Origin of the sequence: Paraferrimonas haliotis (assembly GCF_002282895.1) — a bacterium.
In the GTDB taxonomy this organism is placed as follows: Bacteria; Pseudomonadota; Gammaproteobacteria; order Enterobacterales; family Shewanellaceae; genus Paraferrimonas; species Paraferrimonas haliotis.
In genome coordinates this window covers 154,385-167,246 of the sequence record NZ_NRRB01000005.1, presented here as the reverse complement: position 1 = coordinate 167,246, position 12,862 = coordinate 154,385, and the positions used below count along the sequence as shown (strand labels likewise).

Genomic DNA, 12,862 nt, shown 5'->3' with positions numbered 1-12,862 from the left:
AGGATAACTGTTTTATGTGATGAAGGTTGCGATATACTAACGGCTGTTTTACGAGGTAACCATGAAATCCAATATCACTGTCATTCTGCTTGCATTGCTTGCGGGCCTGTTAATGTTTCAATTTAAGACTCAATTAGGCCCCTTACTGTTACCGTTATTTTTAATACTGGTGGGTTTTGTAACGTTTCGTTTTTATCGGTTGATGGAAAAAGATGACGACGACAGTTATTAATCGAACTTTTGCTTTAGCGCTTCTTTGCATCCCTTTTTCTTCTAGTTTCGCAGCCGACCTCGAGTTAAAGCCGCTGTTTGACTTAGTGAAACCGGATCATGCTCAAGTAGCAGCAATCGTCCAGCCAGTAGGCAAAAACAACTATCTGCTCAACGAAAATCGTCATGGATTGATGACCCCAGCAAGTACCCAAAAATTGTTAACCGCCGTTGCTGCGTATCAAATTTTAGGACGAAATTATCGCTTCGATACCAAGTTAGTGGCACAAACAACCGCCAACCCACAACATCTAGCTAATTTACAAATACAATTTAGCGGTGATCCCGGTTTAACCACGACGGATCTACGTGCCCTAATTAGAGCACTGCAAAAGCAAGGTGTGCGGCGTATTGATTCTCTAAGCTTATACAGCAGCCAGTCAAGCCAATACCACGCTCCTGGATGGGTTTGGGACGATTTAGGAATATGCTTCGCAGCACCAATTTCTGGCTACATACTCGATCGAAATTGCATTTCAGCTCAACTCACCAGTTTCGGCAATGAAACTCGTGTCTCTCACCCCAGTTTTCTGCCCATCTCAGTGAGCACAGACGCATCTTATCAAGCACAACCTCACGACTTTTGCGACCTTCACATTGAAAGCTTCCCAGGTAATCGATTTAACGTCATCGGTTGTTTAACCCAGCGTAATCGACTCAATCTTGAGATTGCCTTAAGCGACCCTAGGGACTTTGTAAATCAAACCATAGAGCGCCTTCTAAAAGACGCCGGCATTAGTCTGTCGACCCCCATATCTTACAGTAAACAGGCAAGTTATGGACGAGTGCTCGCTCAACATCAATCAGCGCCTTTGCATGAGTTAATGGTCACCATGCTCACCGATTCGGATAACCTAATAGCAGATACCACCTTTAAGCAAATGGGCAGTCACTATTTTGCTCATCAAGGAAGTTTTACCAGTGGCTCTGTCGCGGTAATTCAAACCTTAACAGGTTTGGGTATCGATATGTCTGATGCAGTCATTGTCGATGGCTCAGGACTGTCAAGATATAACTTAATCAGTGCCCAACAGTTATTACAAACACTGCAATTGATACAAGCTAACCCGAAGTTTACTGAGTTAACTCAGGCGCTTGCTATTGCCGGTGAATCCGGTACTTTGAGAAGAAAAACAGGCTTTGGGCAAGCGCCGCTAAAGCAGCGGGTAGTCGCTAAAACAGGAACCATGCGCGGGGTTAATGGTTTGGCTGGATACACCTTGAACACTGAAGGCAAGCCTGCCTACGCGTTTGTTTATTTACAAAATGGCGGCAAACTCGAAGTCAGCAGTGAGCCCATTCTTCTTAAAGCCTTAATTAATCAAACGGATTAACAACAAAGCCAACCCGCTAAGGTTGGCTTTGTTGTAAAACATAATCGCTTAAAAATCGTCAATACTTAACGCCATAATGCTGTTGCTACCGGAAACAACTTGCCCTAAATGATGATGAGCAAGGGGCAACATCTTAATAAAAAAATAGTGACCGACCTGATGCTTCTTGGTTGCGAACTTGGCATCGTCTTGTTTATTTGCTGCCGCCATCATTTTCAGCCAAAAATAGGCCAGTAAGCAGTAGCCAAAGCCATTAAGGTAATCCACGGCAACACCATTAACTAAATTGGGCTCCTGCTTAGCACCCTCTATGACTTCATTGGAAACCGTCAGCAATCGAGCGAATGCTTCCAATGTTTGCGACCTAAACTCATCATCAAGGTGCTCAAGCTTTGCAATATCAGCAGTGAGCTCGTCAACGAACTCGGTTAAGTCTCGGCCACCATTGGCGCAAACCTTACGCCCCAATAAATCCAGCGCTTGAATACCATTAGTGCCTTCGTATATTTGGGCAATACGACTGTCTCTAACCAGTTGCTCTGCGCCCCACTCTCTAATGAACCCGTGACCGCCTAATACTTGTTGGCCATGGACCGTGTTGTCAAAGCCACGATCCGTCAGAAACGCTTTCGCTAATGGGGTTAGTAGTCCAACTTTTGCACTGGCGCTTATAGCCACGTCGCCTTGAGCATAATTGGCCAAATCCAACTGCAAGCCTACGTACATCGATAAGGCTCGACCTGCTTCGTTAAATGCGCGCATGTTGAGCAGCATACGACGAACATCGGCATGCACCAACAAACTGTCGCTAAACTCACCACTGCGCAAAGACTTGTCGGCGGCAACACCTTGTTTGCGTTCTTTAGCGTAATTACTGGCTAATTGATAAGCCATTTCACTGGCCCCAAGCCCTTGCAGGCCAATAGATAACCGTTCGTAATTCATCATAGTGAACATACAAGCCAAGCCTCGACCTTCTTGACCAACAAGATAACCTTGCGCATTGTCATAATTCATAACGCAAGTTGCAGAGCCTTTTAAGCCCATTTTGTGCTCAATCGAGCCAACCGTCACCCCATTAGGAGCCCCTAATGAGCCATCGTCATTCACATTGATTTTCGGAACAAGAAACAGAGAGATGTTCTTTGATAAGCCTCGTTCACTGGCGACTTTCGCTAGCACTAAATGGATGACGTTTTCACCGAGATCGTTATCACCAGAGGTAATAAAAATTTTGCTACCCGAGATTTGATAACTGCCATCAGCTTGCAGTTCCGCTTTAGTGCGTATACCTCTAAGGTCGGAGCCGGCTTGAGGCTCTGTCATATCCATAGCACCCGTCCAGGTACCGGCGTATAAATTAGGAAGGAAGCGTTGTTTGAGCGCTTCACTGGCATGAGCGTTAATGCACAGACTCGCCCCCGCGGTTAACGAAGAATATAGTTGTAACGCATTTGACGCTCCATAGCCGATTTCATCGGTCAGTACGCCAAGCATTTTGGGCATACCCATCCCACCAAAGTCAGGATTACCACAAAGTCCTACCCATCCGCCTTCCACAAAAGACTGATAAGCTTGTTTAAAGCCATCGGGTGTCGTTACCAAACCGTTTTCAAAGCCCACGCCCTGTTCATCGGCATTACGATCCAATGGCGCCACTTCTTGCTCATTGAGCTTGGCCGATTCTTCTAGAATGGCAAGCGCCGTATCCAAATCCACGGCCTCTTCAAACGCAGGCATTGTTTGCCAGTAGCTATGGGCGTTAAAGACATCATCCAACAGGAATCGCATGTCCGCTAGTGGGGCTTTATATCCGTTCATGGGTTATCTCTTTGTTATTGCGGCCTAGGCCAATTCAAACACTCGTTTAAATTACACCAATTGGAGCAATAACTCAAAAACAATCGACTACCACATGAGATCGTCAGGAATTTCGTAATCAGCGTAAGGGTCGTCTTCATCAACAACCTCTTCAGTAGAGCCATCCCATAGATAAGCGACCCACTCAGGTTTAAATTGCTGAATGCGCTCGACCAATTTATTGGGCAGTAGATAACTCTTTTCTTGAAGCCTAACAATGCCTAGCTTGCCTGATAACAGCTGACTTTGAAGCGCTGATGTCACGTACAAAGTAAGTACTTTATTGTTGAAGGTAAAATTGAAGCCTATATCAGCCTGGCTATCGATGCTAATTCCTGCTCGTGCAATTTCAGTAGCAAAACCTCGCTCCCGTCCTATTGCTTGAGCCTTAGCGTCCCGTTCACTGTTTAAGGCTTTATCTTTTTCTGCGGTCTGCTTTAGTTTTTCCGCCGCTTGTTGCTTAATCAGTTCGCTTTCGTCCACTTTGTTTTGTTTGCGTTTGCGGCGCTTATCGGTGCGCACTTGTTTGGCTTTTTGTTTATTGATTAATCCCGCTTTAAGCAGTTGATCTTGAAGTGACATAACAATACTCGAACGTTTGGTTGTTAAACTAATGACTGATTGATATCAGCCAGTGCAGCGAGCGGCTCACTGGCCTTAGTTATCGGTCGACCAATCACTAAGTGATCAGCCCCAGCAGCAATGGCTTTAGCTGGTGTCATCACTCGATGTTGGTCACCAACATCGGCACCGACAGGCCGTATACCTGGCGTCACTAACTGGAATTCGTCCCCTAACTGGCTTTTAAGCATACTGGCTTCTTGAGCCGAACACACCACGCCATCAAGCCCACAATCTTTAGCCAGTTGCGCTAATCGCAAGACCTGTTGTTGAGGAGACACGCTAATTCCAATGCCTTGGAGTTGCGCTTCATCCATGCTGGTAAGTACGGTAACCGCAATGAGCAGCGGCGCATCGTCGCCATACTCTACTAAGGCGTCTTTAGCCGCCTGCATCATTTTTTCACCGCCGCTTGCGTGTACGTTTACCATCCATACTCCTAACTCAGCGGCAGCACGAACGGCTTTGGCAACCGTATTGGGAATGTCGTGAAACTTAAGATCCAAAAACACGTCGAAACCCAGTTGGTGCAATTGCTTAACGAACTCAGGCCCAAATAAGGTAAACATCTCTTTACCTACCTTTAAGCGGCAAGCATTGGGATCAAGTTGCTTTACCAAAGCTAATGCGTTGCTTTGATTCTCAAAATCTAAGGCGACAACAATTCGTTTTTCTAACATTTATTCTCCGCTCTATTCTCCGTCCAACCCAACTACAGGCTTCATCGAGCCCCATTGCTTACAAGACGGACATTGCCAGTGCAAACTATGCCCCGGAAATCCACATTCCTTGCAGCGGTAGCTGGGTCTGACTCGTATTTGCTGTTGAACCAGTTTTTCTAACATACTTAAACTGTCTTTGGCCTTTCCATCTTCCGCTTGGGTGATATGGAACTCCATTAATCGATGGAAGCCTTTTAAGGTGGGGTGTGTCATTAGGTGCTGTAAAATCAAACGCTCGGCATCGGAATCGCTGTTTTCGTCGGCTAACTCCTGTGCCAACGCCAGTACGATACTAACACCACCATTGTGAGTCACAGCGTTTTGCAGAAGTTGCTTATAAGCTTCATGATTATCCGCTGCCTGAAAGCATTGCTTAGCGGTGCCAAGTGCTTCAGAAAACAGTTCAATATCTCTTTTTAACAATTGCTCTAAAGTATTTTGGCAATCTGCAATGTGCCCTAAAGCCAATTCCAGCTTTGCTTTTTGCAACCACGCTCGACCACAATTTGGATCCTGCTTGAGCGCTTTATTAATGAGCCCTAATTGATCCGGCTGCGATGTAGCCTCTTGCGCCAACTGACAGTAGAAATGGGCTATCAGTGGTTTAAAACGCTTTTGCGCCCTGCGCTTAAAGCGTCCCACCACGTCAATGGCTTTTTGCCACTCTTTAGTGATTTGATAGATATCAAGCAGCTGTTGCTCGACTTCTTCGGTATGCTCATCTTGACTTACTAGATTTAAAAATATCTCTTCAGCTCGGTCGTAAAATCCAGCCGCATGATAGTCTTTGCCTAACTCCATCATGGCAAAATCTCGTTGCTCAATCGTTAGACTGGGTCGAGCGATAAGGTTTTGGTGAATTCTAATGGAACGGTCTACTTCTCCACGGCGACGAAACAGGCTGCCTAAAGCCATATGGGTATCGATGGTTTCATCATCCACTTCCAACAAGTTTATGAACAAATCCACAGCTTTATCGGAATCGTTGGAAAGCAGGTAATTAAGGCCGGTGAAGTAGTCTCTTGAAATTTTTTGTTGGCGTTGTTGTTGCCCTTGGCGGACACTTCTTCTCCCCATGTACCAACCATAGGCTGCAGCAATTGGTAGGAGAAGAAACAGTAACTCAAGCATTATCAGTCGTTACAGGCTTAGTATTGTGATTCGGCTTTTGCTGTTTATGCAACAATCGAGTGGCTTTTCGAAGCGCCAGTTTTAACTTCACCACGAAGACTATAGATATCAGCCAGCAACTTGCAAAGCCGGCTATGAAAGTGACAGAAAGCACTACAGGTAGACGAAACTCACCCTGAGCTACAAAGTAATTGATAGACACTAACTGCTCATTTTGAGCACCGAAAGCCAGTGCTATAAGAAAAAGCAATATAACGATTACCGCCACTAGTAGAGTTTTCACAGCCTCTTTCCTTAGCCAATAAGTCTTTCCTTGATTATCCTTTAATTTTCGAGGCTTAGCTAGTGACAATCAAAAAAGCCTCCGTTAGGAGGCTTTTTATTAAGCGATGCTAGAGTTTACTCTTTCGCGTAACTCTTTACCCGGCTTGAAGTGGGGAACGGATTTTCCTTCCAACTTAACGGTTTCGCCCGTTTTAGGGTTTCGACCACTTCGTGGCGCTCTAAAGTGAAGTGAAAAACTACCGAAGCCACGGATTTCAATTCGATCACCGGACTCCAATGTTGCTGCCATTTGCTCCAACATTTCCTTAATCGCCGCATCAACTTCTTTAGCTGATAGCTGCGGTTGTTTGGTGGTTAACAGTTCAATCAATTCAGATTTAGTCATCCTTTCACCTTTTATTTTCAAGCCAAATAGCTGTCATTAACCGGGAGCCTAGGCTCCCGTCTTAACAGAAATTATTCGCTGCGAGCCGCTTTGAACGCTTCTGCCATTGCATTAGACATGCCAGCATCTTCTTGCTTGTTCAAAGAAGCCATTGCTTCTTTCTCGTCAGCTTCGTCTTTCGCGCGGATTGACAAGCTGATGGTGCGGTTCTTACGGTCAACGCCCATGTACTTAGCTTCAACTGCATCGCCAACACTCAATACGCTTGATGCGTCTTCAATGCGTTCACGAGCAATGTCAGCTACACGGATGTAACCTTCAACGCTATCGGCCAACTCAATGGTTGCACCTTTTGCGTCAACAGCAGCAACTGTACCATTAACAATAGCGCCTTTTTTCTTATCAGCAAGATAAGAATTGAACGGATCTTCTTCAATTTGCTTAACGCCTAGAGAGATACGCTCACGCTCTGGGTCAACAGAAAGAACAACTGCTTCGATTTCTTCGCCTTTCTTGTATTCACGAACCGCTTCTTCACCAGTCGCGTTCCAAGAAATGTCAGACAGGTGAACTAGACCGTCGATGCCGCCGTCTAGACCGATGAAGATACCGAAGTCAGTGATAGACTTGATCTTACCGGTAACTTTGTCGTTCTTGTTGAACTTAGAAGCAAACTCATCCCATGGGTTAGCTTTACACTGCTTAAGACCCAAAGAAATACGACGACGTTCTTCGTCGATGTCAAGAACCATAACTTCAACAGAATCACCCAAGTTAACCACTTTAGATGGGTGGATATTCTTGTTGGTCCAATCCATTTCAGAAACGTGTACTAGACCTTCAACGCCCTCTTCGATTTCAACGAAGCAACCGTAATCAGTTAGGTTAGTAACGCGACCAGTCAAGCGAGCACCTTCTGGATAGCGCTTGCTGATTTCCAACCATGGATCTTCACCAAGTTGCTTAAGACCTAGTGATACACGAGTGCGCTCACGATCGAACTTAAGAACTTTAACGTTGATTTCGTCACCAACGTTTACGATTTCACTTGGGTGCTTAACGCGTTTCCAAGCCATATCGGTGATGTGCAGTAGGCCGTCTACGCCGCCCAAGTCAACGAAAGCACCGTAATCGGTAAGGTTCTTAACGATACCTTTAACTTCTTGACCTTCCTGCAAGTTCTCAAGCAATTCATCACGCTCTTGGCTGCTTTCTGATTCGATAACAGCACGGCGAGAAACAACAACGTTGTTGCGCTTCTGGTCAAGCTTGATAACTTTAAATTCAAGTTCTTTGCCTTCAAGGTGCAAGGTATCGCGTACTGGACGTACGTCTACCAATGAACCAGGTAGGAAAGCACGGATTCCGTCTAGATCGACAGTGAAGCCGCCTTTAACTTTGCCGTTGATAACACCCATAACAGTTTCAGCGTCTTCGTAAGCTTTTTCCAAACGGATCCAAGCTTCGTGGCGCTTAGCTTTTTCACGAGAAAGCTGAGTTTCACCGAAGCCGTCTTCTACTGCGTCAAGCGCAACATCAACTTCGCTACCAACTTCAACTTCTAGTTCGCCTTGGGCGTTTTTGAACTGATCCACAGAAATAACAGCTTCTGACTTAAGACCAGCGTCAACGATAACGTTGCCATTTTCGATCTTAACAACTAGGCCTTTTACGATGGCGCCAGGGCGGGTTTCAATTTCTTGAAGGGATTGTTCAAACAGTTCAGCAAATGATTCAGTCATTTTAATACTTCAACTTATATTCAACCATGGTCGTCCTGAACATGGAGGCAATTAATAATTATGCTTCGTCCGTGAGGCATACTAGGTAAAATTTTTGGAACAACTAATTCATCTCTATCGACAAGACGTCGGAGACATATTCAGTCACTCTTGCCATCACTTGGTTAATGTCTAACCCAGTGGTATCAAGGATTAATGCGTCTTCGGCCGCTACTAAAGGTGCTACTTTACGACCCATATCTCGGGCGTCACGCTCTTTTATCTCGGCCAAAAGGCGGTCAATATTAACATCGAAGCCCTTTTCTATCAACTGATTATAACGTCGTTGGGCGCGCTCTTCTGCTGACGCAGTAAGGAAAATTTTAACTTCTGCATCGTTAAAAACGACCGTTCCCATGTCTCTGCCATCGGCGACGAGTCCTGGGGCGGCGCGAAACAGGCGTTGGCGGCGCAATAACGCTTCTCGTACGCAAGGAAATGCAGCCACTTTAGAAGCGGCATTAGCGCATTCGGAAGAACGAATCGCTTTGGAGACATCTTCGCCTTCCAAAATCACCTTAATACCGTCTTCGCTACCGATAAACTGGACATCTAAATGCGCCGCTAAAAGGCCTAAGGCTTCTTCATTTTCCAGATCAACATTATGGTGCAACGCAGCTAATGCTGAAACACGATAAAGCGCACCTGAATCCAACAAGTGCCAACCTAATTTAGCTGCTAATAACTGACATACGGTGCCCTTTCCTGCACCACCGGGGCCATCCACCGTAATAACAGGCGCCCTATCCATCATAATATTCTCCGAATCGTATAAAACCGGCTACCATACCGGCCTTAAAAAATGCGCGCATAGTATACAAGAAACCACAACCATATGCTGGTTTTTCTAAAAATAAAAAAGGTGTAGTCGTACAAACGACTACACCTCATCAGCTAAAGGTTATGCTTTAATGACAAATGCTCGAAAACGCTTCAAAATAATTGGGAAACGTCTTTGATGTGCAATCCGGATCATTAATGATAACGCCCGCATCACCCAGCGCCATTAACGAAAAGCACATCGCCATACGATGGTCATTATAAGTATCTATCGCTGCCTTCTTTAGCGCTTCAGGCGGCGATATCTCAATATAATCGTGACCTTCTTTTACGTGAGCACCTACTTTTGTCAACTCAGTTGCCATGGCGGCTAATCGGTCGGTTTCTTTAATTCGCCAATTATAGATATTGCTTAAACGAGTAGTACCGCGAGCAAAAACCGCCGCTGCAGCAATGGTCATAGCAGCATCCGGGATATGATTCATATCCATATTGACACCCTTTAACTGACCTTTGCGACTAATGATATAGTCTTCGCCCCACTCTATCTCAGCACCCATAGCACTTAAGGCGTCGGCAAACTTAACATCGCCTTGAATACTGGCAGTGCCCACACCGGTAACCTTTATTGAGCCGCCCTTAATGGCTGCCGCAGCTAAGAAATAAGAGGCGGATGAAGCGTCACCTTCAACCAAAAAACGACCAGGAGATACGTAGTGCTGCCCTCCCTTAACCACAAATCGTTGATAGCGGTTGTGGGTAACTTCTACCCCAAATTTCTTCATAATCGACAACGTAATATCAATGTAAGGCTTGGATACCAGTTCACCTTTAATATTGATAACAATGTCGCCATCGGCCATTGGCGCAACCATAAGCAACGCGGTCAAAAATTGACTGGACAGATCACCGGCAATCTCTACTGAGCCACCGCGTAATCCCATGCCTTGGATTTTCACCGGTGGAAAGCCTTCGTTTTTGAGGTAACTGATATTGGCACCCAATGGTCTTAGCGCATCCACCAAATCCCCAATGGGTCGCTCTTCCATACGCGGTTCGCCGGTTAATTCGAATTCGCCTTGGCTTAAAGCTAATGCCGCACACAAAGGCCTCATCGCCGTACCTGCGTTCCCTAAAAAGATGGTTTGAGCATCGGCTACGTTAAACGCTTTGCCTAACCCTTGAACCACACAACGGGTTTTGTCGGCGCTCAGTTCATAGCTGACCCCTAATTGACTGAGGGCCGTCAACATGTGTCGAATGTCATCTGAGTCCAATAAGTTGGTCAAGGTCGTCTGCCCCTGAGCCATAGCCGCCAGTAATAATGCTCGGTTTGAAATACTCTTTGAACCCGGGATATTTATTTCACCATCAACGCGGGAAATGGGCGCTAATTCCAGTTGTTTCATGCAAGTCCTAATGTTTCAAATGCAGCCATAAAGCGATCGTTCTCCGCTTTAGTGCCGATACTAATTCTTAAGTGATTTGGCATTCCATAACCACCAATTGGGCGCACAATAACCCCTTGCGTCAACAATGCTTGGTAATGCGGCATCGCATCCCCTTTCATGTCGACTGTTACAAAGTTACCTTTGGTAGGAATGTATTGGATGTTTTTAGTATCCAGCCATTGGCATACTCGACCTAACTCTTGTGTATTCAGCGTTACGCTTTCATTCAAATAAGCTTCGTCGGCCAATGCAGCTTCTGCGGCAACCAAAGCAAGACTATTGTTATTAAAGGGTTCTCGAACCCTGTTTAATAGATCCGCAATATCCGGATGACAGGCACAATAACCGACTCGTAATCCGGCCAAGCCATAAGCTTTAGAAAAGGTTCGACTGACTATCAAATTAGGGTGTTGCCCTATCCAGTCACAAGAAGGGGGTTGTTCATCCGCCTGTAGGTATTCGAAATAAGCTTCATCCAACACAATCAGGACATGGGTTGGTACCTGTTCAACAAACTTTTTTAACTCGCTAGGATTAATATAGTTACCAGTGGGATTATTTGGGTTCGCCACACAAATCAATTTGGTTTTGTCGTTGATTGCTGCAAGCATGGCATCTAAATCGTGGCCATAATTTTTAGCCGGAATGGTTCGATGCACAGCGCCACAAGATTGAGTCAGCAAAGCGTATACGATAAAAGCGTATTGTGAGTAAATCACTTCATGTTCGCTTTGAACAAACGCCCGAAAAATCAATTCCAACACTTCGTTAGAACCATTACCCAAAACCAGTTGCTCAGGTGTAACCGACAGTTTTTCTGACAAAGCTTGCTTTAGCGTAAAACCGGAAGCATCGGGGTAGCGACTCAAATCGGCAACCGCTGCAGCAATCGCCGCTTTAACTTGTTGGCTAGGCCCTAGTGGATTTTCATTCGAAGCTAACTTAACGATATCTTTTATACCAAGCTCTCGTTCTAATTCTTCTATTGGTTTACCTGGCTCATAGGGTTTTAACCCTTGCACACCTTGATTGGCCAGCGATAGAAAATCATGACTCATTAAGTTATATCCTTTTTTTATGTTGTTATTGTTAATTGTTTCGTGCAAATTCATCCATAAAGGCTATCAGTGCAACGACACCTTGGTGCGGCATAGCGTTGTAAATGCTTGCACGCATGCCGCCAACCGCACGATGTCCTTTCAACGCCAACAAGCCTCTCGCTTTCGCCTGCGCTAGAAACTCTCCATTAAGTGACTCATCCGCTAATTGGAAAGTGACATTCATTCTGGAGCGGTTTGTCGCAGCAACACCGCTGCGATAAAAGTGTGATTGTTCAATGTAAGCATACAGCTCGTCTGCTTTACGCTGATTCTTCAGCCCCATCGCTTCAATCCCGCCTTGTTGTTGCAACCATTGAAAAACATTAGCGGCCAAATACAAAGCATAGGTTGGCGGTGTATTGAACATGGATTCATTAGCCGCGGTAATGCGGTAATCCATGATGCTGGGCATAGGCAGCGCCGGCAACTCTAAAAGCGATTTTTTAACGATGACAAGGCTAAGTCCAGAAGGTCCAATGTTTTTCTGGGCGCCAGCATAAATTAATCCAAACTGGCTGACATCGATGGGTCGAGATAAAATGCAAGAAGACATGTCTGCAATCACAGGCCAAGGGCTGTTGATTGGTTCGTGAATTTCTATGCCATCGACGGTTTCATTAGGGCAATAATGCAGGTATCGATAATCCCCCATATCGGATTTCAGCTCGGGAAGCACGACCTGTTGTTTGCCTTCCATGGACTCTACGATTGAAAGTTCGTCTACTTGGGCAAAACGCCGCGCTTCAACTGCTGCGGCTTTAGACCATTGCCCTGAATTTAAATACAGAGCCTTACCAGATTCGCCAAGGAGGTTCATCGCAATAGCCGCAAACTGACCGCGACCACCGCCGTGCATGAAGAGCACGTGATAATCATCAGGAACATTTAACAGTTGCCGTAAATTAGTCTCAGCATTGTGCGCCAGCTCAATAAACTCAGCGCTTCGATGAGAGACTTCCATCACGGAAACACCTTGGTGCTGCCAATCGAGCATTTCCGCTTGCGCTTTTTGCATGACTTCTACCGGCAGCATCGCCGGGCCTGCACAAAAATTAAACACCTGCATGAACATCCCTTATCATTGGAAAAAATGAAAAACAGAAAGTAAAAATAATACTGTAGAACCGTGCAAAAGAAAACGA

At 45.5% G+C, this 12,862-nt stretch carries 13 protein-coding genes; 2 read left to right on the top strand and 11 right to left on the bottom strand.

The window, feature by feature from the left end; genetic code table 11:
• The first annotated feature begins 61 nt into the window (after nt 1–61).
• Complete coding sequence (locus CLC91_RS15045) at nt 62–232, top strand: hypothetical protein (protein WP_095498939.1); 171 nt, start codon at nt 62–64, stop codon at nt 230–232.
• Entirely contained in the window at nt 213–1,604 is a 1,392-nt protein-coding gene (dacB, locus tag CLC91_RS11650; RefSeq protein ID WP_095498938.1) for a D-alanyl-D-alanine carboxypeptidase/D-alanyl-D-alanine endopeptidase, read from the top strand. Before CLC91_RS15045 ends, dacB begins: the two co-directional genes overlap by 20 nt.
• Before the next feature lie 48 nt (nt 1,605–1,652).
• Here the strand turns inward: dacB and CLC91_RS11645 are convergent, their stop codons facing one another.
• The 11 genes from CLC91_RS11645 to serC all read right to left on the bottom strand — a co-directional run bounded on the left by CLC91_RS11645 (nt 1,653) and on the right by serC (nt 12,786).
• Nucleotides 1,653–3,425: an acyl-CoA dehydrogenase C-terminal domain-containing protein gene (locus CLC91_RS11645; protein WP_095500454.1), complete on the bottom strand. Its 1,773-nt coding sequence runs from the start codon at nt 3,423–3,425 to the stop codon at nt 1,653–1,655.
• 87 nt (nt 3,426–3,512) lie between these two features.
• A complete protein-coding gene (locus CLC91_RS11640) occupies nt 3,513–4,052 on the bottom strand; it encodes a DUF2058 domain-containing protein (RefSeq protein WP_179287563.1) in 540 nt (179 codons plus the stop codon).
• A 17-nt stretch (nt 4,053–4,069) separates the two neighbouring features.
• Nucleotides 4,070–4,765, bottom strand: a complete 696-nt coding sequence (pyrF, locus tag CLC91_RS11635; protein WP_095498935.1) for an orotidine-5'-phosphate decarboxylase — start codon at nt 4,763–4,765, stop codon at nt 4,070–4,072.
• Between the two features lie 12 nt (nt 4,766–4,777).
• The gene (gene lapB, locus CLC91_RS11630) at nt 4,778–5,938 is read right to left on the bottom strand and encodes a lipopolysaccharide assembly protein LapB (protein WP_095498934.1); all 1,161 of its coding nucleotides are present in this window, start codon (nt 5,936–5,938) and stop codon (nt 4,778–4,780) included.
• On the bottom strand, nt 5,931–6,221 hold the full coding sequence (locus CLC91_RS11625; protein ID WP_095499007.1) for a LapA family protein: 291 nt from the start codon (nt 6,219–6,221) through the stop codon (nt 5,931–5,933). The genes lapB and CLC91_RS11625 overlap by 8 nt, the downstream gene beginning before the upstream one ends.
• A gap of 99 nt (nt 6,222–6,320) precedes the next feature.
• Complete coding sequence (locus CLC91_RS11620; protein WP_095498933.1) at nt 6,321–6,608, bottom strand: integration host factor subunit beta; 288 nt, start codon at nt 6,606–6,608, stop codon at nt 6,321–6,323.
• A 71-nt stretch (nt 6,609–6,679) separates the two neighbouring features.
• Complete coding sequence (rpsA, locus tag CLC91_RS11615; RefSeq protein WP_095498932.1) at nt 6,680–8,350, bottom strand: 30S ribosomal protein S1; 1,671 nt, start codon at nt 8,348–8,350, stop codon at nt 6,680–6,682.
• 103 nt (nt 8,351–8,453) lie between these two features.
• Entirely contained in the window at nt 8,454–9,143 is a 690-nt protein-coding gene (gene cmk, locus CLC91_RS11610) for a (d)CMP kinase (RefSeq protein WP_095498931.1), read from the bottom strand.
• 154 nt (nt 9,144–9,297) lie between these two features.
• A complete protein-coding gene (gene aroA, locus CLC91_RS11605; protein WP_095498930.1) occupies nt 9,298–10,578 on the bottom strand; it encodes a 3-phosphoshikimate 1-carboxyvinyltransferase in 1,281 nt (426 codons plus the stop codon).
• Nucleotides 10,575–11,678 carry a histidinol-phosphate transaminase gene (hisC, locus tag CLC91_RS11600; protein WP_095499006.1) on the bottom strand — a complete coding sequence of 368 codons (1,104 nt, stop codon included), beginning with the start codon at nt 11,676–11,678 and terminating at the stop codon, nt 10,575–10,577. Before hisC ends, aroA begins: the two co-directional genes overlap by 4 nt.
• A 31-nt stretch (nt 11,679–11,709) precedes the next feature.
• A complete protein-coding gene (gene serC / locus CLC91_RS11595; RefSeq protein ID WP_095498929.1) occupies nt 11,710–12,786 on the bottom strand; it encodes a 3-phosphoserine/phosphohydroxythreonine transaminase in 1,077 nt (358 codons plus the stop codon).
• Nucleotides 12,787–12,862 lie beyond the last annotated feature (76 nt).

Coding starts and splice junctions, on each gene's coding strand:
- CLC91_RS15045 (WP_095498939.1), top strand. CDS start 62: ATGAAATCCAATATCACTGTCATTCTGCTTGCATTGCTTGCGGGCCTG.
- dacB (WP_095498938.1), top strand. CDS start 213: ATGACGACGACAGTTATTAATCGAACTTTTGCTTTAGCGCTTCTTTGC.
- CLC91_RS11645 (WP_095500454.1), bottom strand. CDS start 3,425: ATGAACGGATATAAAGCCCCACTAGCGGACATGCGATTCCTGTTGGAT.
- pyrF (WP_095498935.1), bottom strand. CDS start 4,765: ATGTTAGAAAAACGAATTGTTGTCGCCTTAGATTTTGAGAATCAAAGC.
- lapB (WP_095498934.1), bottom strand. CDS start 5,938: ATGCTTGAGTTACTGTTTCTTCTCCTACCAATTGCTGCAGCCTATGGT.
- CLC91_RS11620 (WP_095498933.1), bottom strand. CDS start 6,608: ATGACTAAATCTGAATTGATTGAACTGTTAACCACCAAACAACCGCAG.
- rpsA (WP_095498932.1), bottom strand. CDS start 8,350: ATGACTGAATCATTTGCTGAACTGTTTGAACAATCCCTTCAAGAAATT.
- cmk (WP_095498931.1), bottom strand. CDS start 9,143: ATGATGGATAGGGCGCCTGTTATTACGGTGGATGGCCCCGGTGGTGCA.
- aroA (WP_095498930.1), bottom strand. CDS start 10,578: ATGAAACAACTGGAATTAGCGCCCATTTCCCGCGTTGATGGTGAAATA.
- hisC (WP_095499006.1), bottom strand. CDS start 11,678: ATGAGTCATGATTTTCTATCGCTGGCCAATCAAGGTGTGCAAGGGTTA.
- serC (WP_095498929.1), bottom strand. CDS start 12,786: ATGCAGGTGTTTAATTTTTGTGCAGGCCCGGCGATGCTGCCGGTAGAA.